Raw genomic sequence first — 22,204 nt, 5'->3', positions numbered from 1 at the left:
GTTTTTTCGACCTATCGTAAAGGAGTTAGGGTAAGGGAGGATTTCTCCCCCCTCTGGTGTCTTAGTAAGCTGGGTAGCTAATCACTAAGAGTATCACCAGTATGATGACTAGCTTCATCATAACCCTTTCCTTATATAAGGCCCCTTCGTCAGGAGGGGCTTTCCTGTTTTAGCGCCCTGCTAAACGCCGCAGACGGTAGCACGCGTCGGCATTCCACGCAGTTTCATCCCCAGAGTTTGCGAGCCTACTCGTAAAGCCGCGCGGGATTCGGACGATTCCTTCCGTCTTTCATATTTCCTCCATTTTTTCTGAGCGTTCCGTAACTAAACTAGTATCATTTCGTGAAATGATTCAGGGCGAGAAACGGATAACAATGAAAGGCATTCATAACTATCGCTGGCGCATTGCGCTGGCCGTGCTGGTGGCGATCGCAGTCGCGTTCGGTATCTGGCACTTCAGCAGCAATTCTGATACCTCGGGCTCCACCGCCGCGAAACCGGCGGGCGCGCCTGCCGCTGGCGGTCGTCACGGCGGTCGCTTTGGCGGCACGCTGGCGCCGGTTCAGGCCGCCACCGCCACCAGCGAAGCGGTACCTCGCTATCTGAGCGGGCTGGGTACCATTACCGCCGCCAACACCGTCACCGTTCGTAGCCGCGTTGACGGCCAACTGATGGCGATTCACTTCCAGGAAGGGCAGCAGGTGAAAGCCGGTGACCTGCTGGCAGAAATTGACCCAAGCCAGTTCAAAGTCGACCTCGCCCAGGCGCAGGGGCAACTGGCAAAAGACAGAGCTACGCTCGCCAACGCACGTCGTGATCTGTCCCGCTACCAGCAGTTGGTCAAAACCAACCTGATCTCTCGCCAGGAACTGGATACCCAGCAATCGTTGGTCAGTGAATCCGAAGGGACAATCAAAGCCGATGAAGCCGCCGTTGCCAGCGCCCAGTTACAGCTCGACTGGAGCCGCATCACCGCGCCTATCGATGGCCGCGTGGGCTTAAAACAGGTCGATATCGGCAACCAGATCTCAAGCGGTGATACCACCGGTATCGTGGTGTTGACGCAAACTCACCCGATCGACCTGGTCTTCACCCTGCCGGAAAATGATATTGCTACCGTGGTTGCGGCACAGAAAGCGGGCAAAAGTCTGGTGGTTGAAGCCTGGGACCGCACCAACAAGCAGAAGCTGAGCGCCGGTACGCTGCTGAGCCTCGATAACCAGACTGATGCCACCACCGGCACCATCAAACTCAAAGCGCGCTTTAACAACCAGGACGACGCGCTGTTCCCGAACCAGTTCGTTAACGCGCGCATGCTGGTCGATACCCAGCAGAACGCGGTCGTTATCCCTACCGCCGCCCTGCAGATGGGCAACGACGGTCACTTTGTCTGGGTGCTGAACAGCGACAACAAAGTCAGCAAACACACCGTGATACCGGGCATTCAGGATAGCCAGAAAGTGGTGATTGATGCCGGGCTCTCCGCAGGTGACCGCGTGGTGACCGACGGTATCGACCGCTTAACCGAAGGGGCCAAAGTGGAAGTCGTCACCGCCCACGACGCCGCCACCTCCGGAACGGAAAAACCGGCGGCGGCTGAAGGCCATGCCGCTGGTCATAAAGGAGCGCGCGGCTGATGCAAGTTTTACCGCCGAGCAACACGGGCGGCCCGTCCCGCCTGTTTATTATGCGCCCTGTCGCCACCACGCTGCTGATGGTGGCGATTCTGCTGGCCGGGATCATCGGCTACCGTTTTCTGCCCGTCTCCGCGCTGCCGGAGGTGGACTATCCAACGATTCAGGTGGTCACGCTCTATCCGGGTGCCAGCCCGGACGTGGTGACGTCGGCGATTACCGCGCCGCTTGAACGCCAGTTCGGGCAGATGTCCGGGCTCAAGCAGATGTCATCACAAAGCTCCGGCGGCGCGTCGGTCGTCACCCTCCAGTTCCAGCTCACGCTGCCGCTGGACGTTGCTGAGCAGGAAGTGCAGGCCGCGATTAATGCCGCCACCAACCTGCTGCCAAGCGACCTGCCTAACCCGCCGGTCTACAGCAAGGTCAACCCGGCGGATCCGCCGATCATGACCCTCGCCGTGACCTCAACCGCCACGCCGATGACCGAAGTGGAAGATATGGTTGAGACTCGCGTTGCGCAGAAAATTTCGCAGGTCTCCGGCGTCGGTCTGGTGACGCTGGCGGGCGGTCAGCGCCCTGCCGTGCGCGTGAAGCTGAATGCTCAGGCCATTGCCGCGCTCGGGCTAACCAGCGAAGATATTCGTACCGCTATTACCAATGCCAACGTTAACTCGGCGAAAGGTAGCCTCGACGGCCCAGCGCGCGCGGTAACGCTTTCGGCAAACGACCAGATGCAGTCGGCGCAGGAATATCGGGCGCTGATTATCGCCTACAAAAACGGTGCGCCGATTCGCTTAGGCGACGTGGCAACCGTGGAACAAGGGGCGGAGAACACCTGGCTTGGCGCGTGGGCCAATAAAAAGCAGGCCATCGTGATGAACGTGCAGCGCCAGCCGGGCGCCAACATCATCTCCACGGCCGACAGCATCCGTCAGATGCTGCCACAGCTCACCGAAAGCCTGCCGAAATCGGTCAAGGTTGAGGTGCTGTCCGACCGTACCACCAACATCCGCGCCTCGGTCTCCGACACCCAGTTCGAACTGATGCTGGCGATTGCGCTGGTGGTGATGATCATCTATCTGTTCCTGCGCAACGTTCCGGCGACCATTATCCCCGGCGTTGCCGTCCCGCTCTCGCTGGTGGGCACGTTCGCGGTGATGGTGTTTCTTGATTTCTCGATTAACAACCTGACGCTGATGGCGCTCACCATCGCCACCGGCTTCGTGGTTGATGACGCTATCGTGGTGATTGAGAACATCTCGCGCTATATCGAAAAAGGCGAGAAGCCGATGACCGCGGCGCTGAAAGGCGCGGGCGAGATTGGCTTTACCATTATTTCCCTGACCTTCTCGTTGATTGCGGTGCTGATCCCGCTGCTGTTTATGGGCGATATCGTTGGCCGCCTGTTCCGCGAGTTTGCCGTCACCCTGGCGGTGGCCATATTGATATCCGCGGTGGTGTCGTTGACGCTGACGCCAATGATGTGCGCGCGCATGCTCAGCCACGAATCGCTGCGTAAACAAAACCGTTTCTCCCGCGCTAGCGAGCGTTTCTTTGACCGGGTGATTGCCGGTTACGGGCACCTGCTGGCCCGCGTGCTGAACCATCCGTGGTTAACCCTGAGCGTGGCGCTCGGTACGCTGGCGCTGTCGGTGATTCTGTGGGTGACCATTCCGAAAGGCTTCTTCCCGATTCAGGATAACGGCATTATTCAGGGCACCTTACAGGCGCCGCAGTCGGTGTCGTTTGCCAGCATGGCGCAGCGCCAGCAGGCGGTGGCTGATGCCATTCTGAAAGATCCTGCGGTCGAAAGTCTGACCTCATTCGTCGGCGTGGACGGCACCAACCCGGCGCTCAACAGCGCCCGTTTACAGATTAACCTCAAACCACTGAGCGAACGTGACGACCGCGTGCAGGCGGTTATCAGCCGTCTGCAGCAGTCGGCCGACCGTATTCCGGGCATCCAGCTTTACCTGCAGCCGACGCAGGATCTGACCATTGATACCACCGTGAGCCGCACGCAGTATCAGTTCACCCTGCAGGCCAACTCGCTCGATGCGTTAAGCCAGTGGGTGCCGCAGCTGATGGAACAGCTTCAGGCGCTGCCGCAGCTCTCGGATGTCAGCAGCGACTGGCAGGATCAAGGGCTGGTGGCCTACGTTAACGTCGACCGCGATAGCGCTAGCCGCCTGGGCATTTCGATGGCGGACGTCGATAACGCACTGTACAACGCCTTTGGTCAGCGTCTTATCTCCACCATTTACACCCAGGCCAACCAGTATCGCGTGGTGCTGGAACACGACACCCGCGAAACGCCGGGGCTAGCCGCGCTCGATAACATTCGCCTGACCAGCAGCGACGGCGGTATCGTGCCGTTAACGGCGATTGCCAAAGTTGAGCAACGTTTCGCGCCGTTGTCGATAAACCACCTCGACCAGTTCCCGGTGACCACCATTTCGTTCAACGTTCCGGCTAAATACTCGCTCGGCGATGCGGTGCAGTCGATTCTGGATACCGAAAAAACGCTGAACCTGCCGTCAGATATTCGCACCGAATTCCAGGGCAGCACCCTCGCCTTCCAGTCGGCGCTGAGCAGTACTATCTGGCTGGTGGTCGCGGCGGTGGTGGCGATGTATATCGTGCTCGGCGTGCTCTATGAGAGCTTTATTCACCCGATCACCATTCTGTCGACGTTGCCAACCGCCGGCGTTGGCGCGCTGCTGGCGTTGATGATTGCCGGTAATGAGCTGGATGTCATCGCCATCATCGGTATCATCCTGCTGATTGGTATCGTGAAGAAGAACGCGATCATGATGATCGACTTTGCGCTCGCTGCCGAGCGCGAACAGGGCATGCCGCCGCGTGAGGCGATTTACCAGGCCTGCCTGCTGCGTTTCCGCCCGATTCTGATGACCACGCTGGCAGCCCTGCTGGGGGCGCTGCCGCTAATGTTGAGTACCGGCGTCGGCGCGGAGCTACGCCGCCCGCTGGGGATTGGCATGGTCGGCGGCCTGCTGGTAAGCCAGGTGCTGACGCTGTTCACCACCCCGGTTATCTATCTGCTGTTCGACCGACTGTCGCTGTACCTGAAAAGCCGGTTCCCACGCCGTGAAGAGGAAGCGTAAGTGAAATTTTTTGCGCTCTTCATCTACCGTCCGGTGGCGACGATTCTTATTTCGCTGGCCATTACGCTGTGCGGGATCCTCGGATTTCGCCTGCTGCCGGTCGCTCCGCTGCCGCAGGTTGATTTCCCGGTCATTATGATCAGCGCCTCGCTGCCGGGGGCATCTCCAGAGACCATGGCCTCATCCGTGGCAACGCCGCTGGAACGCTCGCTCGGACGTATTGCGGGGGTCAACGAGATGACCTCAAGCAGCTCGCTCGGCAGTACGCGCATCATTCTCGAATTTAACTTCGACCGTGATATCAACGGTGCGGCGCGTGACGTGCAGGCGGCCATTAACGCCGCACAGAACCTGCTGCCAAGCGGTATGCCAAGTCGCCCGACCTACCGTAAAGCTAACCCGTCAGATGCGCCAGTCATGATCCTGACGCTGACCTCTGACACCTATTCCCAGGGTGAACTGTACGACTTCGCCTCTACCCAGCTGGCGCAGAGCATTTCGCAGATTGACGGCGTGGGTGACGTCGACGTCGGCGGCAGCTCCCTGCCCGCCGTGCGCGTTGACCTCAACCCACAGGCACTGTTTAACCAGGGCGTGTCGCTGGATGCCGTGCGCACCGCCATCAGTAACGCCAACGTGCGCAAACCTCAGGGGGCGATTGACGACGCCACCCACCGCTGGCAGCTTCAGACCAACGATGAACTGAAAAAAGCCGCGGAATACCAGCCGCTGATCGTTCACTACAACAACGGTGGTGTGGTGCGCCTTGGCGATGTTGCCACCGTAACCGACTCGGTACAGGACGTCCGCAACGCCGGGATGACCAACGCCAAACCGGCGATTTTGCTGATGATCCGCAAGCTGCCGGAAGCCAATATTATCGACACGGTGGACCGCATCCGTGCGGAACTGCCGGAGCTGCAACAGACCATTCCTGCGGCGATTGATCTGCAAATTGCCCAGGACCGCTCGCCCACCATCCGCGCCTCGCTGGAGGAAGTTGAGCAGACGCTGGTGATTTCCGTCGCGCTGGTGATTCTGGTGGTCTTCCTGTTCCTGCGCTCCGGGCGCGCCACGCTTATCCCTGCCGTGGCGGTGCCAGTGTCGCTGATTGGCACCTTTGCGGCTATGTACCTGTGTGGCTTTAGCCTCAATAACCTGTCGCTGATGGCGCTGACCATCGCCACCGGCTTTGTGGTCGATGATGCCATCGTGGTGCTGGAGAATATTTCACGCCATATTGAGGCCGGGATGAAACCGATGCAGGCGGCGCTTCAGGGTAGCCGCGAGGTAGGCTTCACCGTTCTGTCGATGAGCGTTTCACTGGTGGCGGTATTCCTGCCGCTGCTGTTGATGGGCGGCTTACCGGGTAGGCTGCTGCGGGAGTTTGCCGTTACGCTGTCGGTGGCTATCGGTATTTCGCTCGCCGTCTCGCTGACTCTCACGCCGATGATGTGCGGCTGGATGCTGAAATCCAACCGTCGGCATTCGCCAACCCGCAACAAAGGATTTGGACGCGTGCTGGTCGCCATGCAGCAGGGCTACGGTAAATCGCTGAAATGGGTATTGGGGCATGCGAAGCTGGTCGGCGTGGTGTTCCTCGCCACCATTGCGCTCAATATCTGGCTGTACATCACGGTGCCGAAAACCTTCTTCCCGGAGCAGGATACCGGGGTGCTGATGGGCGGCATTCAGGCTGACCAGAGCATCTCATTCCAGGCGATGCGCGGCAAGCTGCAGGACTTTATGAAAATAATCCGTGAAGACCCGGCGGTGGATAACGTCACCGGCTTTACCGGCGGCTCGCGGGTTAACAGCGGCATGATGTTTATCACCCTGAAAGCGCGCAACGTGCGCAATGAGTCGGCGCAGCAGGTTATCGACCGGCTGCGTAAAAAGCTAGCCAAAGAGCCAGGGGCTAACCTGTTCCTGATGGCGGTACAGGATATTCGCGTCGGCGGCCGTCAGGCCAACGCCAGCTATCAGTACACGCTGCTCTCCGACGACCTCAGCGCGCTGCGGGAATGGGAACCGAAAATTCGTAAAGCGCTGGCGGCGCTGCCGGAGTTAGCCGACGTCAACTCAGACCAGCAGGATAACGGCGCGGAAATGGACCTTATCTATGACCGTGAAACCATGTCACGGCTGGGGATCAGCGTCGAAGCGGCGAACAGCCTGCTGAACAATGCCTTTGGTCAGCGCCAAATCTCCACCATCTACCAACCGCTGAACCAGTATAAGGTGGTGATGGAGGTGGACCCGGTTTATACCCAGGACGTCAGCGCGCTGGACAAAATGTTTGTGATTAACAGCGAAGGCAAGGCGATTCCGCTATCGTACTTCGCCAAATGGCAGCCAGCCAACGCGCCGCTGTCGGTAAACCACCAGGGGCTGTCGGCGGCATCGACCATCTCCTTCAACCTGCCAACCGGTAAATCACTGTCGGAAGCGAGTGATGCCATCACGCGGACCATGACCCAGCTTGGCGTGCCGTCCACGGTGCGCGGCTCATTCGCCGGTACCGCGCAGGTATTCCAGCAGACAATGAACTCTCAGGTGATCCTGATCATTGCCGCGATTGCTACGGTCTATATTGTGCTGGGGATCCTGTATGAGAGCTATGTTCACCCGCTGACCATCCTCTCTACGCTGCCCTCTGCGGGCGTCGGGGCGCTGCTGGCGCTGGAGCTATTCGATGCCCCATTCAGCCTAATCGCCCTCATCGGGATCATGCTATTAATTGGCATTGTGAAGAAAAACGCCATCATGATGGTCGACTTCGCCCTTGAAGCGCAGCGTAACGGCAACCTCGCCCCGGAAGAGGCGATTTTCCAGGCCTGTCTGCTGCGTTTTCGTCCGATTATGATGACCACGCTGGCGGCGCTTTTTGGTGCCTTACCACTGGTTCTCTCCGGGGGCGACGGCTCGGAACTGCGTCAACCGCTGGGGATTACCATTGTAGGGGGTCTGGTGATGAGCCAGCTGTTAACCCTCTACACCACCCCGGTGGTCTATCTGTTCTTCGATCGTCTGCGTCTGCGTTTTTCACGTCAACCCCGACAATCGGTAACTGAATAACTATGACTGACCTACCCGCCAACGTTCGCTGGCAACTCTGGATCGTGGCGTTCGGCTTTTTTATGCAATCGCTGGACACCACGATCGTCAATACCGCCCTCCCCTCAATGGCGTTAAGCCTCGGGGAGAGCCCGCTGCATATGCACATGGTGGTGGTCTCCTACGTGCTGACCGTCGCGGTAATGCTGCCCGCCAGCGGCTGGCTGGCTGACCGGGTTGGCGTGCGAAATATCTTTTTCACCGCCATCGTGTTGTTCACCGCCGGTTCGCTGTTCTGCTCGCTTGCCGGAACGCTCAACGAGCTAGTGATGGCGCGCGTACTACAAGGGATTGGCGGTGCCATGATGGTGCCGGTAGGCAGACTGACGGTGATGAAAATCGTTCCGCGCGACCAGTATATGGCGGCAATGACCTTCGTCACCATTCCCGGCCAGGTTGGCCCACTCCTCGGCCCGGCGCTCGGCGGGATTCTGGTGGAGTACGCCTCCTGGCACTGGATCTTCCTGATTAATATTCCGGTCGGCATTATCGGCTGTATTGCTACGCTGGCGCTGATGCCCAACTACACCGTTCAGACCCGGCGATTCGATATTGCCGGCTTTATCGTACTGGCTCTGGGAATGGCGACCTTAACGCTGGCGCTGGATGGGCAAAAAGGCCTCGGCATTTCACCGTTGATGATGGGTGCGCTGGTGGCTATCGGCATCTTCTCCATTGTGATGTATCTGTGGCACGCTCGCGGCAACGACGGCGCGCTGTTCAACCTCAAGCTGTTCCGTACGCCAACCTTCTCCCTCGGCCTTGCCGGCAGCTTTAGCGGGCGTATCGGCAGCGGCATGCTGCCGTTTATGACCCCGGTATTCCTGCAAATTGGCATGGGTTTTACACCGTTCCACGCCGGGCTGATGATGATCCCGATGGTGTTAGGCAGCATGGGGATGAAACGCATTGTGGTGCAGGTGGTGAACCGCTTTGGCTACCGCCGCGTACTGGTGGTCAGCACCGTCAGCCTGGCCGTTATCAGCCTGCTGTTTATGTTCACCGCGCTGGCGGGCTGGTACTACGCGCTACCGGTGATTCTGTTCATTCAGGGGATGGTGAACTCCAGCCGCTTCTCGTCGATGAACACCCTGACGCTGAAAGACCTGCCCGATGAGTTTGCCAGCAGCGGCAACAGCCTGCTGTCGATGATCATGCAGCTTTCGATGAGTATCGGTGTCACCATCGCCGGGATCCTGCTCGGCACCTTCGGCCAGCAGCATATCGCCGTCGGCAGCGACGCTACGCACCACGTCTTTATGTACACCTATCTTTGCATGGCGGCGATTATTGCCCTCCCGGCGTTGGTCTTTGCCCGCGTACCGGACGACACCACCAAAAACGTGGTGATCGCCCGACACAAACTCAAGGAGTAAAGCGTGAAACTATGGCGCCCGGGCATCTCCGGCAAACTGTTTCTGGTCATTTTAGCCACCTGTATCGTGCTGCTTATCAGCATGCACTGGGCCGTGCGCATCAGCTTTGAGCGCGGCTTTATTGACTATATCAAGCGCGGCAACGAACAGCGGCTCCAGCTACTGAGCGACGCGCTGGCGGAGCAGTACGCCCAACACGGAAACTGGCGCTTTTTACGCAATAACGACCGTTTTATTTTCCAGATCCTGCGATCTTTTGAGCATGACAACAATGAAGAGCGCCAACCGCCTGGCCCTCCGGGGCCTGACGGTGAGCCACCTCGTGGCCCGGATCGCGGCGGCATGCCGCCGCACGGCTGGCGTACCCAGTTCTGGGTGGTCGATCAAAACGCCAGGGTGCTGGTTGGCCCGCGTGAAGCGGTGCCCCATGACGGCTCCCGGCGCGGCATTATCGTCAATGGTATGGAAGTGGGTGCGGTGATCGCCTCGCCGGTAGAGCGCCTGACGCGCAACACCGACATCAACTTTGATCAACAGCAGCGGCGCACCAGCTGGCTTATCGTCGGGCTGGCGACGCTGCTCGCTGCACTGGCCACCTTCCCGCTGGCCCGCGGCCTGATTGCCCCGGTCAGACGGCTGGTGGAAGGTACTCATAAGCTGGCGGCGGGCGATTTCTCCACCCGCGTCCCGGTGACCAGCGGCGATGAGCTGGGGAGACTGGCGAAAGACTTTAACCAGCTTGCCAGTACGCTGGAGAAAAACCAGCAGATGCGCCGGGATTTAATGGCCGATATCTCCCACGAGCTGCGCACCCCGTTGGCGGTGCTGCGCGGCGAGCTGGAAGCGATACAGGACGGCGTACGCAAATTTACTCCCGAGTCGGTGACATCGCTACAGGCCGAAGTCGCCACGCTAACCAAGCTGGTCAATGACTTGCATCAGCTGTCGATGTCCGATGAAGGGGCGCTGGCCTATCAGAAATCCACCGTGGATATTATCGCGCTGCTGGAAATTGCTGCCGATGCCTTCCGCGAACGCCTTGCCAGCCGCGGCCTGACGCTCAATCTGGCGCTGGCGCAAAGCGCCAGCGTGTTTGGCGACCCCGACCGCTTAATGCAGCTGTTCAACAATCTGCTGGAAAACAGCCTGCGTTACACCGACAGCGGCGGTCAGGTGCTGATTCGCACCGCGCTCGACGCGCAGCATATCGTGCTGGAGTTCGCCGACAGCGGCCCCGGCGTCACCGACGAACAGCTGGCAAGACTGTGCGAACGTTTCTACCGCACCGAAGGTTCACGCAACCGCGCCAGCGGTGGCTCCGGCCTGGGGCTGGCGATTTGCGCCAACATCGTTACCGCCCACGGCGGGCAGCTAAGCGTCGGACATTCGCCTTTTGGCGGGGTTAGCATTAAAGTAGAGTTACCGCTGGAACGTGCAATACCGAGAGAGATATGACCGATTTACCGATTGATGAAAACGCCCCGCGCATTCTGATTGTTGAAGATGAACCGAAGCTGGGACAACTGCTCATCGACTATTTGCTGGCCGCTCACTATGCCCCAACGCTGATTAGCCACGGGGATAAAGTGCTGCCATACGTTCATCAAACGCCGCCGGATCTTATCCTGCTGGATCTGATGCTGCCGGGCACCGACGGTCTGACGCTGTGCCGCGAAATCCGCCGCTTCTCCGATGTGCCGATTGTGATGGTGACCGCCAAAATCGAAGAGATTGACCGCCTGCTGGGCTTAGAAATTGGTGCCGACGATTATATCTGTAAGCCGTACAGCCCACGTGAAGTGGTGGCGCGCGTGAAAACCATTTTGCGCCGCTGCAAGCCGCGCGCTGAACTCCAGGCGATGGACGCTCAGAGCCCGCTTATCGTGGATGAAAACCGCTTTCAGGCCTCATGGCGCGATCGCTTGCTCGACCTCACTCCCGCCGAGTTCCGCCTGCTGAAAACCCTGTCGCAGGAGCCGGGGAAAGTCTTCTCTCGCGAGCAATTGCTTAATCATCTCTATGATGATTACCGCGTGGTGACTGACCGCACCATCGACAGCCACATCAAAAACCTGCGCCGCAAGCTAGAGTCGCTGGACGCCGAACAGTCGTTTATCCGCGCCGTCTATGGCGTAGGCTACCGCTGGGAAGCTGACGCCTGCCGCATGGCGTAGTGTGACGAATTGCCGGATGGCGCTACGCTTATCCGGCCTACATCAAACTTCCCCGTAGGCCGGATAAGCCAGCGCCGCCATCCGGCACAAAGCGCACAAAGGTTTACTCCCTCCCCTCGCAGCGCTACAATGCCCGCCCTTAATGTGGGGGCACTCCCCAACTCGCCGCATCAGGTGCGACGAATCTGACCTGTCATCAGAACGAGATAATCATGTTTAAACCGGAACTCCTCTCCCCGGCGGGAACGCTGAAAAATATGCGTTACGCTTTCGCTTACGGTGCCGATGCAGTTTACGCTGGCCAGCCACGCTACTCCCTGCGCGTCCGTAACAACGAATTCAATCACGAAAATCTTCAGCTCGGCATCAACGAAGCCCATGCGCTGGGTAAAAAATTCTATGTGGTGGTGAACATCGCCCCGCATAACGCCAAGCTGAAAACCTTTATTCGTGACCTGAAGCCGGTAGTGGATATGGGGCCGGATGCACTGATTATGTCTGACCCTGGTCTGATTATGCTGGTGCGCGAAAACTTCCCGGAGATGGACATTCACCTGTCCGTGCAGGCCAACGCCGTGAACTGGGCAACGGTAAAATTCTGGAAACAGATGGGGCTGACCCGCGTGATCCTCTCCCGCGAACTGTCGCTGGAAGAAATTGAAGAAGTCCGTACCCAGGTGCCGGATATGGAGATTGAAATCTTCGTTCACGGCGCGCTGTGCATGGCCTACTCCGGCCGCTGCCTGCTGTCCGGCTACATCAACAAGCGTGACCCGAACCAGGGCACCTGCACCAACGCCTGCCGTTGGGAATACAACGTTCAGGAAGGCAAAGAAGACGACGTGGGCAACATCGTCCGCAAATTCGAGCCAATTCCAGTACAGAACGTTGAGCCAACCCTCGGCATCGGCGCGCCAACCGATAAAGTCTTTATGATTGAGGAAGCCAAACGTCCGGGCGAGTACATGACCGCCTTTGAAGACGAGCACGGCACCTACATCATGAACTCCAAAGATCTGCGCGCCATCGCTCACGTAGAGCGTCTGACCCAGATGGGCGTGCACTCGCTGAAAATTGAAGGCCGTACCAAATCGCATTACTACTGCGCCCGTACCGCTCAGGTATACCGCAAGGCCATTGATGACGCTGCCGCTGGCAAACCGTTCGATGCCTCCCTGCTGGAAACCCTGGAAAACCTCGCGCACCGTGGCTACACCGAAGGCTTCCTGCGTCGTCATACTCACGATGACTACCAGAACTACGAGCACGGCTACTCCGTCTCCGAGCGCCAGCAGTTTGTCGGTGAATTCACCGGTGATCGTAAAGGCAATCTGGCTGCCGTCGCGGTCAAAAACAAATTCACCGTCGGCGACAGCCTGGAGATGATGACCCCACAGGGCAACGTCAACTTCACCCTGGAGCACATGGAAAACAACAAAGGTGAAGCCACCTCCGTCGCGCCTGGCGATGGCCACACCGTATGGTTACCCGTACCGGAAGACGTGGCGCTGGAGTATGGCCTGCTGATGCGCAACTTCGCAGGAGAATCCACTCGGAATCCGCATAACGGCTAGTGCATTTATATTGTTTTTCAATAGCAAAGATTCTTAGAAATGGATCACAGACGGAATAATCGATTGTAGATATCATTCGCTTCGCTGAAAAACATAATCCATAAATGCTAGCTGTACCCAGGAACCACCTCCTTAGCCCGTGTAATCTCCCTTACACGGGCTTATTTTTTTGCCCTATCCTCCTAAAGCGCGTCCTCACTTCCTTTGTTACACTCTTTGCATACCCCACAAAGAGGTACCACGGATGTCCGACTTTCCTGCAAGCTTATTGATTTTAAACGGCAAGGGTGCCAATACCCCTCAACTGCGCGAGGCGGTTGAAATACTGCGCGATGAGGGCGTGACCATTCATGTGCGTGTCACCTGGGAGAAAGGCGATGCGGTGCGCTATGTGGAAGAGGCCATTCGCCTGCACGTTGAGACGGTTATCGCGGGCGGCGGCGACGGGACGATTAACGAAGTGGCGACGGCGCTGATCCACAGCGAAAGCCGTGAAGTACCGGCCCTCGGTATTTTACCGCTCGGTACCGCCAACGACTTTGCCACCAGCGTCAATATTCCGGCCGATCTGGCCAATGCGCTGAAGCTCGCCATTGCCGGTCGTGACGTGCCGGTTGATATCGCCCAGGTGAACCACAAAACCTGTTTTATCAATATGGCGACCGGCGGCTTCGGTACACGCATTACCACCGAAACGCCAGAGAAGCTGAAAGCCGCGCTGGGCGGCGTGTCTTACCTGATTCATGGGCTGATGCGGATGGATACCCTGAAGCCTGACCGCTGCGAAATTCACGGCGAGAACTTTCACTGGCAGGGCGATGCGCTGGTTATCGGTATCGGCAACGGACGTCAGGCGGGTGGCGGGCAGCAGCTATGCCCAGATGCGCTGATTAACGACGGTCTGCTGCACCTGCGTATTTTCACCGGGGAAGAGCTTATCCCGGCGCTGTTTAATACGCTTGCCAGCAGCGATAGTACGGAAAACCTGGTGGATAGCGTTTCGCCGTGGTTTGAAGTCACTGCGCCGCACGAGATGACCTTTAACCTCGACGGCGAACCGCTGAGTGGTAAAACTTTCCGTATGGAGATTTTACCGGCGGCATTACGCTGTCGCCTGCCGCCGGACTGCCCGCTGCTACGTTAACGCATTGCGCGTTTTAAAATGCGCTCCGACTGACGTTTGAAATCCGTTGCTGCTTCGGCGACGGTTTTCTTGCCGTAATCAATCGACTGCAGCGCGCTATCAAACTCCTGCACCAACTGCGGGTCTTCCAGATACGGCGACACGGAAAGCGAGGTTGGCAGCGCCAGCGCCTGTTTAATCCCGGCAACCGACGGGTCTTTGTCGTTAATCACCCCCGCCGCCGTTAGCGTCGCCACCGCGCTTTTGCTCAGCGGCACGCCGCGCTCCAGCCCCAGCAACGTGACGCCCTCTTTGCTGTTCAGCAGGAAGTTAATCAGCTTCGCCGCTGCTTCCGGGTGTTTAGTGGTTTTGCCAATCGACAGCATCATCGACGGTTTCATAAAGAGCCCCGCGTCGGTAGCGCCCGGCAGCATCGGATAGTCACCCAGTTCAAGCTTCGCCGGTGGCTTGAGGTTGTCCGAGTACTTGGTGACGGCGGTGTTCCACATATAAACGCCGCCCCACCCCCCTTCAATCCACGGCTTCATTTCGTACATATTGCCCTTGCCGAACGAGGCGTAGTACTTCATATCCGGGATGACGTGGTTGTCGATAAGGGTTTTATACAGCTGGAAAAATTCGACCCACTGCGCGTCGCTGTAGGTGAATTTTTTACTCTGCTGGTCGATAGCCGGAATGTTGTACTTCTGCACCATATAGGAGTTGAGCAACGCCAGCACGCCCAGGCTTTCCGGGGCCACCGGGTAGTACTGTTTGCCGAGCTTGCTCTCAAACGTTTTCCCGGCGCTTATCAGTTCGTCCCAGTTTTTCGGATAACGGATACCCGCCTTTTTCCAGGTTTGATCGTTGTAGTAGAAGATGCGGGCGGTCATGGCGACCGGGATGCCGTTCAGCTTACCTTTGACCGTGACCGGCTGGAGGTCTTTGGCGGTGAACTGGTCGAGGCCTATTTCATCTTTGACCTTGTTGAGATCGTAGAAGCCGCTGCCGTCTTTAGAGAACAGCGCCAGCCAGTTCCAGTTGGTTTGCATCACATCCGGCTCGGTACCGCCCGCCAGTTGTGTGGTCAGGCGCGAAGTGTGCCCGTCCCAACCGGTATATTCGGCTTTGACGTTGATATCCGGATACTGCTGATGGAAGGCTTCCAGCGCCTTCAGCGTTACCTGATGACGGCCGTTGCCGCCCCACCAGGACATTCGCAGGTCGACGGTTTCCGCTGCCAGCGCGGAGGCAGAACAGGCACAGAGGACAAGAGGAAGAGCAAGACAGAAGGATTTTTTATGCATTTTTTATTATTCCCAGAGGCTAATTGATGGGGTAGGCCGGATAAGGCGTTTACGCCGCCATCCGGCACCTGCACCCAACTGCCCGATGGCGCTACGCTTATCGGGCCTACCGTTAATACGCTGCCACCTCGCGCGCCATTTCTCGCGTGTACTGACGGCTGGCGTTAACCAGCATCTGCGTGTACGGCGTTTGCGCTTCACCGTTGACCAGCGCATCAACCGTCAGCGTTTCGAGGATCTTGCCGTACTGCATCACCGCCACCTTCTGGCAGAGGTGGGCAATCACGCCCAGATCGTGCGTCACCATCAGGTAGGTCAGGTTTGACTCTTTTTGCAGCTCCGCCAGCAGATTCAGGATCTCCGCCTGCACCGACACGTCCAGCGCTGAGGTCGGTTCATCGAGCAACAGTACCTGCGGTTCGAGGATCAGCGCGCGGGCAATCGCCACGCGCTGGCGCTGGCCGCCGGAAAGCTGGTGCGGATAGCGGTCGCGGAAGGCGCGGTTCAGCCCCACGCGGTCGAGCAGCGTGTTGATGCGCCGGTCCCGCTCGCCGATGCCGTTAATTTGCAGCGGCTCTTCCAGAATGTCGCCAATGGTATGGCGAGGATGCAAGGACCCGTAAGGGTCCTGAAACACCATCTGCACCTGACGGCAGCGCTCGCGGCTGATCTTATGCGCCAGCGGCTGGCCGCTAATCGCCAGCTCGCCCTGCCAGTGGTTAAACAGCCCGGCAAGGCACTTCAGCACCGTGGTTTTCCCGGAGCCTGACTCCCCTACCAGGCCATAAATCTCGCCCGGCTTGACGTGGAAATTGACATCAAACAGCACCTGGTTGCGCTTTTCGCCCTCACCAAACACCAGGCTTAAGTTTTTCACTTCAATCATCGTGTGCTCCTTAATCGGTCAGCCAGCTAGTCTGACGCTGCAGCACCGGGAGAACCGGTCGGCGATGGTGCATATCCGGCAGGGCGCTAATCAGCCCTTGTGTGTACGGATGGGTGGCATTATCGAGGTCGCAGGCGGCTATCGACTCCACCACTCGCCCGGCGTACATCACCAACACGCGGTCGCAGAAGCTGCGTACCAGGTTAATGTCATGGCTGATAAATATCAGCCCCAGTCCGCGTGACTTCACCAGGTCATCCAGCAGCCCCAGCACCTGCAGACGTACCGACACGTCGAGCGCCGAGGTCGGCTCATCGGCAATCACCAGCTCAGGGTCAGTTATCAGCATCATCGCAATCATGATGCGCTGCCCCTGCCCGCCGGAAATCTCGTGCGGGTAGAGGTTGTAGACGCGCTCCGGCTGGCGAATGCGCACTACATCGAGCATCTCCATCGCCCTGGCTTTCGCCTCCGCTTTGTAGCCCGGATGGTGAGTCAGCCAGGCTTCGGCAATCTGGTCGCCGACGCGCACCACCGGGTTCAGCGAATATTTCGGATCCTGCATAATCATCGAAATGCGCTTGCCGCGAATAGCACGCATCTGCGCCTCGCTAGCGTTCAGCAGGTCGAAATCGCCAAACTGCATCCGACTGGCGTCAATGCGCGCTTTTTTCGGGTGCAGGTGCAGCAGCGCGCGGCCCACGGTGGATTTCCCGGAACCGGATTCGCCAACAATCGCCAGCTTCTCCTGCCCGAGCTGGAAGGTGACGCCGCGCACCGCGTGGGTTACCGCGCTGCCGTTGACGAAATCCACGCTTAAATCGCGTACGTCGAGCAGCGGTGCAGCGCTATTCGCTGCGAGGATCGAGGATGTCACGTAGGCCATCTCCTAAGAAGTTGAACGCTAAGCTGTTAATAAGAATCGCCAGCCCCGGGATCGTTACTACCCACCAGCACTCCATCATGTAGGTACGGCCGCTGGAGATCATCGCCCCCCACTCTGGATCGGGCGGCTGCGCGCCGAGGCCAAGGAAGCCCAGACCGGCGGCCGTCAGGATGATCCCCGCCATGTTCATGGTGATACGGATGATCACCGACGGCAGGCACAGCGGCACAATGTGACGCCACAGCACACGGGCCGGAGAGGCACCCTGTAAACGGACGGCAGAGATAAAGTCGGCCTGACGCAGCGACAGGGTTTCCGCACGCGCCAGACGCGCAATCGGCGGCCAGGCGGTAAGCGTTATCGCAATGACCACGTGCTCAAGCCCTGGGCCTAAGGCAGCAACGAACGCCAGCGCCAGCACCAGGCTTGGGAAGGAGATGAAGATATCGGTCACCCGCATCAGCACCATATCGACCTTGCCGCCGAAGTAGCCGGCGCAAACGCCGAGCAGCAGTCCCAATGGGCCGACGGTGACCGACACCAGCAGCACGATGTAGAGCGTGATGCGCGCGCCGTACACCAGGCGGCTAAAGATATCGCGGCCAAATTCGTCGGTGCCAAACCAGTGCTGGGCGTTCGGTGCCATCAGCGCGTTGTTTAAGTCCTGCACCAGCGGGTTATAGGGGGCAATCAGCGGGGCGAATATCGCCACCACCAGCAGCAGGAAGATAATCCCGCCGCCAATGGCGGTCAGCGGATTACGCGCCATTTTGCCGATAAATCCCCCTGCCCTTGCCAGCCCGCGCAGCAAACGCTGGCGGCCTTCACCGGAGGCGCTGGAGAGTCGACTATCGAGAGAAACCGTCATGATTTTGTCCTCGGGTCGAAGAATTGATACAGCATGTCGGAGAGCAGGTTTAGCATCACGAAGATCACCCCAACCAGCAGCACGCAGCCCATCACCGCATTCATGTCGCCCAGCAGCAGGCTGCCGGTGAGATAGGAGCCAAAGCCCGGCCAGGAGAAGACGGTTTCAATTAATACCGCCCCTTCCAGCAGCGAACCGTAGGCCAACGCCACCACCGTCAGCAGCTGGACGAGGATGTTGCGGAACGCGTGGTTCCAGATAACCTGACGTTCGGTCAGCCCTTTGACGCGCGCGGTAATGATGAACTCCTGCGACAGCTGCGCCAGCATAAAGCTGCGGGTCATACGGCTGATGTAGGCGAGCGAGTGGAAGCCCAGCAGCGCCGCCGGCAGGATCAGGTGGTTAATGGCGTTCCAGAACACTTCACTGTTTCCGGCCAGCAGCGCATCGACGGTCATCAGCCCGGTGCGACGCGGCACGATGCCGTCCAGTCCCAGGTCAACGCGCCCTGCGCCGCCCACCCAGCCGAGCCAGGCGTAGAACACCAGCAGCCCCATCATCCCCACCCAGAAAATCGGCGTGGAGTAACCGGCGAGGCTGATAATACGCACTACGTAATCGGAGATACTGTTGCGGCGCGCCGCCGCCAGTACGCCCAGCGGAATACCGAGGCCGGCACCGACGATAATCGCCATCGTCGCCAGCTCCATAGTAGCCGGGAAGACACGGATAATGTCGTCGGTCACCGGTTTGCCGGTCAGCAGCGCATTGCCGAGGTCGCCGTGCAGCAGATTGACAAAGTAGATGCCAAACTGGGTCATCAGCGACTGGTCAAAGCCCAACTGGTGATAGACCTGCTGGTAGGTGCTCTGGTCGGCATCCGGGCCGACAATCGCCAGCACCGGGTCGATAGGCATCACGCGGCCAATAAAGAAGGTCAACAGCAGCAGGCCGAAGAGCGTAATCGCCACCTGCACCAACCGTTTTGAGAAGCGCCGGGTCCGGGAGCCGGGCGCAAGCATTGCCGTACTCATCCTTTCTCTCCTTCGCTGACTTTGTAGACTTCACGCAGGAACGTGGTGGCCGACGGATGCGGCTTGTACTCCTTCACCTCATTACGCACCACCACCGAGTCGACCATCTGCGACACTGGGATCATCGCTGGGATCAGCGCATCGAAGCGGGTCTGAATGGCCTGATAATCGGCAATCTGTTTTTGCGGGTTACGCTCAAGCAGCGCGCCGTCGATCATCTCGTTAAGCTGTTTGTCATAGAACCCGGTGCGCCAGCCCTGGAAGTTGGTCAGGCGCGCTTCGTCGCTGTTGTCCGGGTTATAGACCAGCGCGCGCAGGCTAGAGTGCGGGTGTGGCTCCATGCCGCTGCCGCCGCGCCCTACCAGCATGTCGAACTTACGTTCGCGCATCGCGCCGTAAATCTGGTTGCCGGTGCCGGTGATAATTTTGGCGTTAATGCCCGCCTGCATCAGCGTGGACTGCACGGCGATGGCGATATTGAGGAACGGCTGGTCGGCGAGTACGCGCAGGGTGGTGTCAAAGCCGTCAGGATATCCGGCCTCCGCCAACAGCTTTTTCGCCCGCGCCAGGTCAAAGGTGTAGCCCGGGTCCGGCAGCGTTGACGGCATACCGGCCTTGATCGGCCGTTGGTGCAGCACGCCATAGCCCGGCATCAATGCCTTATTAATCCCCTGATAATCAATCAGGTAGCGCACCGCTTCGCGCACTTTCGGGTTGGCGAAGTGCGCCTCTTTCATGCTCATCGACACGTAGTACATGGTGCCGCGCTGTACCGCGTCAACGGTGAGCTGCGGGTCTTTACGCAGGGCATTGATGTCCGATACCGCCATATTGCTGGCTATATCGAGGTCGCCTTTTTCAATCATCAGGCGCAGGGTCTGCGACTCCTGGAAGTGACGCAGCACCACGCGATTCATCTTCGCTTCGCCGCGCCAGTAGTCCGGGTTGCGCTTCATGCGCAGCACGTCTTTTGCCTGCCAGGTTTCCAGCATAAACGGCCCGGAACCGGCTTCGTGGGTCGTCAGCCACTTATTGCCCCAGTCGTTATTCTGTTCATGGTTTTGGACGGTTTTACTGTCGAGCACGCCAAGGTTGCCGAGCGCGCCCAGCGAGTAAATGACCAGCTGCGGGTCGTTATCCTTTGGCAGGGCAATCTGCACCGTATAGTCGTCCAGCGCCGTTACCTGCTTGTCGACGTTCTTCTTACTAAACCCGTAGGATTTCCACACCGATGCCTGCGCCAGGTTAAGGTGCAGAATACGACGCATCGACCACACCACGTCGGCGGCGGTCAGCGGGTTGCCGGAGTGAAACTTGACGTTGTTGTGCAGATGAAAGGTCAGCGTTTTGCCGTCCGGGCTGATATCCCAGGATTTGGCGAGCGCCGGTTTAACGTTGGTGAGCTGTTCAGGGTCAAGCTCCACCAGCGAGTCATAGAGATTCACCACAATCCCCACCACTTCGTTGCCGGTCATTGCCGCCGGGTCGAGGGTGAGCAGGTTATTCATGTTCATGCCGATAATGAGCTGATCCGGCGGCGTTTTTGCCAGCGCCGCCCCGCTCCCCATCGTCATGGTCAGCGCGAGCAAACACGCTCCCAGTAAGGAGGATTTTTTCATCTATCTATCGCCTGTAGGGTACGACAGGCGACGAATCCGTCCGTGCCTGTCTTGTATTTGTTATGTGTCAGTCGTGGCTGACGGTGTTGGCTTCGATAAAGGCAAAATTGATGTCTTCGCCCAGTCCAGGGCGTTGAGACAGATGAACATAGCCATCGGCGTCCATCGGGTCGACGATGCTGTTCAGGTAGGCCGCTGGCTGGTCGTAGTCGAGGAACGGGTGAAGCAGGCCACGCTCGTACCAGCGACAGTTGCGAATGGCGCCAATCACCGCCAGGCTCGCCGCGCCGTTACCGTGAACTTCGCAGTCCATACCAAACGACTCTGCCAGTGCCGCCACCTTCATGGTTGGCGTAATGCCGCCCACGCCGTTGGCACCTGCGCGCAGAATGTCGCAGGCCCCGGCTTTCACCCAGTCGGCACGGCTGTGGTGCTTACCGCCAAAGCTTTCCGGCCCGATAATCGGAATAGAGAGGTTTTCAGCCAGCCACGCATAGGAGGACATGCTGTCTTCTTCCATCGGCTCTTCGAACCAGGCAAAGTTGAGTTTTTCCAGCTCTTTACCAATCCACAGCGCTTCGGTGCGGCTATACCAGTGGTAACCATCGATCATCAGGTCGATATCCGGGCCTACCGCTTCACGTACCGCGGCGCAGGCTTTGATATCCATTTTAGGGTTTGGCGCGAACGAGACCGGCGGCATCCAGGTATGCAGCTTGATGGCTTTATAGCCGCGCGCGACCAGCGTTTCGGCAAAGGCTGCGTACTCTTCCGGCGTGGACAGGCCGCCTTCGAGGTCATCACCGCACATGGTGCTGCCGTAGGCAGGTACTTTATCGCGATAGCCGCCCAGCAACTTGTAAACCGGCATGTTGAGCTTACGCCCAATCAGGTCCCATAACGCCTGCTCAACGAAGGAGAGCGCACGTTCGGTCAGTTGATGCGCGCTGCCACGCTGCCAATGCACCAGATCCTGCCAGATACGTTCGCGGTCGAACGGATCCTGCCCTACCAGCACCTTGCGGAAGAAGGTGTTGACGACAAACGGACGCACGATTTCCGGCGGCGCAAAGGAGTAGCCCTTGCTACCGTCGTCGGCGGTAATGGTCAGCATCGCCATTTTGGCCATGCTTTCTGGCCCCGGATGTGAGTGTCCGGCGCTGTCGGAGACGCGGCGCGTAGGGTGCTGGAAAACGGTGACATTTACAGATTCAATTTTCATTAAGTGTCCTTTATACAACATGCTACATGGCGATTAATTCACCACGGGTCTGTGTAAAACACGGTTCCGGTAAAACGGTTTTGTGGAATTGAAAAGGCGTTTCATCACTAATCTAAGCACAAAATACCGCCACTTCCACGGACAAATTCCGCTAACGCCGGGCTGTTTTTTGGGCATGCGCACGAGGGTGCGTGACGTTTTTCACAAAAGGACGGGGAAGTGTGAGTGCGATCATTATCCTCTCCCGGACGGGAGAGGA

At 58.6% G+C, this 22,204-nt stretch carries 16 protein-coding genes; 8 read left to right on the top strand and 8 right to left on the bottom strand.

The window, feature by feature from the left end:
- Positions 1-61: 61 nt before the first annotated feature.
- Positions 62-121, bottom strand: coding sequence for a type I toxin-antitoxin system Ibs family toxin (locus tag V6940_RS01485; RefSeq protein WP_126440999.1), 60 nt, complete (start codon positions 119-121; stop codon positions 62-64).
- Between the two features lie 253 nt (positions 122-374).
- Here V6940_RS01485 and V6940_RS01480 point away from each other — a divergent pair, with 253 nt between their 5' ends.
- The 8 genes from V6940_RS01480 (at position 375) to yegS (ending at position 14,144) form a co-directional block, all read left to right on the top strand.
- Complete coding sequence (locus tag V6940_RS01480) at positions 375-1,637, top strand: MdtA/MuxA family multidrug efflux RND transporter periplasmic adaptor subunit (protein ID WP_333494571.1); 1,263 nt, start codon at positions 375-377, stop codon at positions 1,635-1,637.
- The gene (locus V6940_RS01475) at positions 1,637-4,759 is read left to right on the top strand and encodes an MdtB/MuxB family multidrug efflux RND transporter permease subunit (RefSeq protein ID WP_333494570.1); all 3,123 of its coding nucleotides are present in this window, start codon (positions 1,637-1,639) and stop codon (positions 4,757-4,759) included. Before V6940_RS01480 ends, V6940_RS01475 begins: the two co-directional genes overlap by 1 nt.
- Positions 4,760-7,837 carry a multidrug efflux RND transporter permease subunit MdtC gene (gene mdtC / locus V6940_RS01470; RefSeq protein ID WP_333494569.1) on the top strand — a complete coding sequence of 1,026 codons (3,078 nt, stop codon included), beginning with the start codon at positions 4,760-4,762 and terminating at the stop codon, positions 7,835-7,837.
- A gap of 2 nt (positions 7,838-7,839) precedes the next feature.
- On the top strand, positions 7,840-9,252 hold the full coding sequence (locus tag V6940_RS01465) for an MFS transporter (RefSeq protein WP_333494568.1): 1,413 nt from the start codon (positions 7,840-7,842) through the stop codon (positions 9,250-9,252).
- A gap of 3 nt (positions 9,253-9,255) precedes the next feature.
- Positions 9,256-10,707, top strand: coding sequence for a two-component system sensor histidine kinase BaeS (gene baeS / locus V6940_RS01460; RefSeq protein ID WP_333494567.1), 1,452 nt, complete (start codon positions 9,256-9,258; stop codon positions 10,705-10,707).
- Positions 10,704-11,426 (top strand): two-component system response regulator BaeR, encoded by a 723-nt coding sequence (gene baeR / locus V6940_RS01455; RefSeq protein WP_333494566.1) that lies wholly within the window; start codon positions 10,704-10,706, stop codon positions 11,424-11,426. Before baeS ends, baeR begins: the two co-directional genes overlap by 4 nt.
- Before the next feature lie 212 nt (positions 11,427-11,638).
- Positions 11,639-13,000, top strand: a complete 1,362-nt coding sequence (gene trhP, locus V6940_RS01450) for a prephenate-dependent tRNA uridine(34) hydroxylase TrhP (protein ID WP_333494565.1) — start codon at positions 11,639-11,641, stop codon at positions 12,998-13,000.
- Positions 13,001-13,244: 244 nt separating this feature from the next.
- A complete protein-coding gene (gene yegS / locus V6940_RS01445; RefSeq protein ID WP_333494564.1) occupies positions 13,245-14,144 on the top strand; it encodes a lipid kinase YegS in 900 nt (299 codons plus the stop codon).
- Here the strand turns inward: yegS and V6940_RS01440 are convergent.
- The 7 genes from V6940_RS01440 to V6940_RS01410 form a co-directional block, all read right to left on the bottom strand.
- Entirely contained in the window at positions 14,141-15,430 is a 1,290-nt protein-coding gene (locus V6940_RS01440; RefSeq protein WP_333494563.1) for an ABC transporter substrate-binding protein, read from the bottom strand. The two genes, yegS and V6940_RS01440, sit on opposite strands and share 4 nt — an antisense overlap.
- Positions 15,431-15,542: 112 nt before the next feature.
- The gene (locus tag V6940_RS01435) at positions 15,543-16,316 is read right to left on the bottom strand and encodes an ABC transporter ATP-binding protein (protein ID WP_333494562.1); all 774 of its coding nucleotides are present in this window, start codon (positions 16,314-16,316) and stop codon (positions 15,543-15,545) included.
- A gap of 10 nt (positions 16,317-16,326) precedes the next feature.
- The gene (locus tag V6940_RS01430) at positions 16,327-17,193 is read right to left on the bottom strand and encodes an ABC transporter ATP-binding protein (protein WP_333494561.1); all 867 of its coding nucleotides are present in this window, start codon (positions 17,191-17,193) and stop codon (positions 16,327-16,329) included.
- Entirely contained in the window at positions 17,165-18,070 is a 906-nt protein-coding gene (locus V6940_RS01425; protein WP_220439400.1) for an ABC transporter permease, read from the bottom strand. Before V6940_RS01425 ends, V6940_RS01430 begins: the two co-directional genes overlap by 29 nt.
- Positions 18,067-19,104 (bottom strand): ABC transporter permease, encoded by a 1,038-nt coding sequence (locus tag V6940_RS01420; RefSeq protein WP_333494560.1) that lies wholly within the window; start codon positions 19,102-19,104, stop codon positions 18,067-18,069. The genes V6940_RS01425 and V6940_RS01420 overlap by 4 nt, the downstream gene beginning before the upstream one ends.
- On the bottom strand, positions 19,101-20,723 hold the full coding sequence (locus tag V6940_RS01415; RefSeq protein ID WP_333494559.1) for an ABC transporter substrate-binding protein: 1,623 nt from the start codon (positions 20,721-20,723) through the stop codon (positions 19,101-19,103). The genes V6940_RS01420 and V6940_RS01415 overlap by 4 nt, the downstream gene beginning before the upstream one ends.
- A gap of 67 nt (positions 20,724-20,790) precedes the next feature.
- Entirely contained in the window at positions 20,791-21,945 is a 1,155-nt protein-coding gene (locus tag V6940_RS01410) for a mandelate racemase family protein (protein WP_035894884.1), read from the bottom strand.
- Positions 21,946-22,204: the final 259 nt, after the last annotated feature.

The sequence above is a fragment of the Kluyvera sp. CHPC 1.251 genome, from assembly GCF_036759945.1.
Taxonomy (GTDB): domain Bacteria; phylum Pseudomonadota; class Gammaproteobacteria; order Enterobacterales; family Enterobacteriaceae; genus Kluyvera; species Kluyvera sichuanensis.
This window is presented reverse-complemented; position numbering and strand designations above follow the sequence as displayed.

What these genes read in the sequence shown, in the direction of transcription:
- V6940_RS01475 (WP_333494570.1), top strand. Translation starts at nt 1,637, where the DNA reads ATGCAAGTTTTACCGCCGAGCAACACGGGCGGCCCGTCCCGCCTGTTT.
- baeR (WP_333494566.1), top strand. Translation starts at nt 10,704, where the DNA reads ATGACCGATTTACCGATTGATGAAAACGCCCCGCGCATTCTGATTGTT.
- V6940_RS01435 (WP_333494562.1), bottom strand. Translation starts at nt 16,316, where the DNA reads ATGATTGAAGTGAAAAACTTAAGCCTGGTGTTTGGTGAGGGCGAAAAG.
- V6940_RS01440 (WP_333494563.1), bottom strand. Translation starts at nt 15,430, where the DNA reads ATGCATAAAAAATCCTTCTGTCTTGCTCTTCCTCTTGTCCTCTGTGCC.
- V6940_RS01415 (WP_333494559.1), bottom strand. Translation starts at nt 20,723, where the DNA reads ATGAAAAAATCCTCCTTACTGGGAGCGTGTTTGCTCGCGCTGACCATG.
- trhP (WP_333494565.1), top strand. Translation starts at nt 11,639, where the DNA reads ATGTTTAAACCGGAACTCCTCTCCCCGGCGGGAACGCTGAAAAATATG.
- V6940_RS01410 (WP_035894884.1), bottom strand. Translation starts at nt 21,945, where the DNA reads ATGAAAATTGAATCTGTAAATGTCACCGTTTTCCAGCACCCTACGCGC.
- V6940_RS01465 (WP_333494568.1), top strand. Translation starts at nt 7,840, where the DNA reads ATGACTGACCTACCCGCCAACGTTCGCTGGCAACTCTGGATCGTGGCG.
- V6940_RS01480 (WP_333494571.1), top strand. Translation starts at nt 375, where the DNA reads ATGAAAGGCATTCATAACTATCGCTGGCGCATTGCGCTGGCCGTGCTG.
- V6940_RS01420 (WP_333494560.1), bottom strand. Translation starts at nt 19,104, where the DNA reads ATGAGTACGGCAATGCTTGCGCCCGGCTCCCGGACCCGGCGCTTCTCA.
- yegS (WP_333494564.1), top strand. Translation starts at nt 13,245, where the DNA reads ATGTCCGACTTTCCTGCAAGCTTATTGATTTTAAACGGCAAGGGTGCC.
- V6940_RS01425 (WP_220439400.1), bottom strand. Translation starts at nt 18,070, where the DNA reads ATGACGGTTTCTCTCGATAGTCGACTCTCCAGCGCCTCCGGTGAAGGC.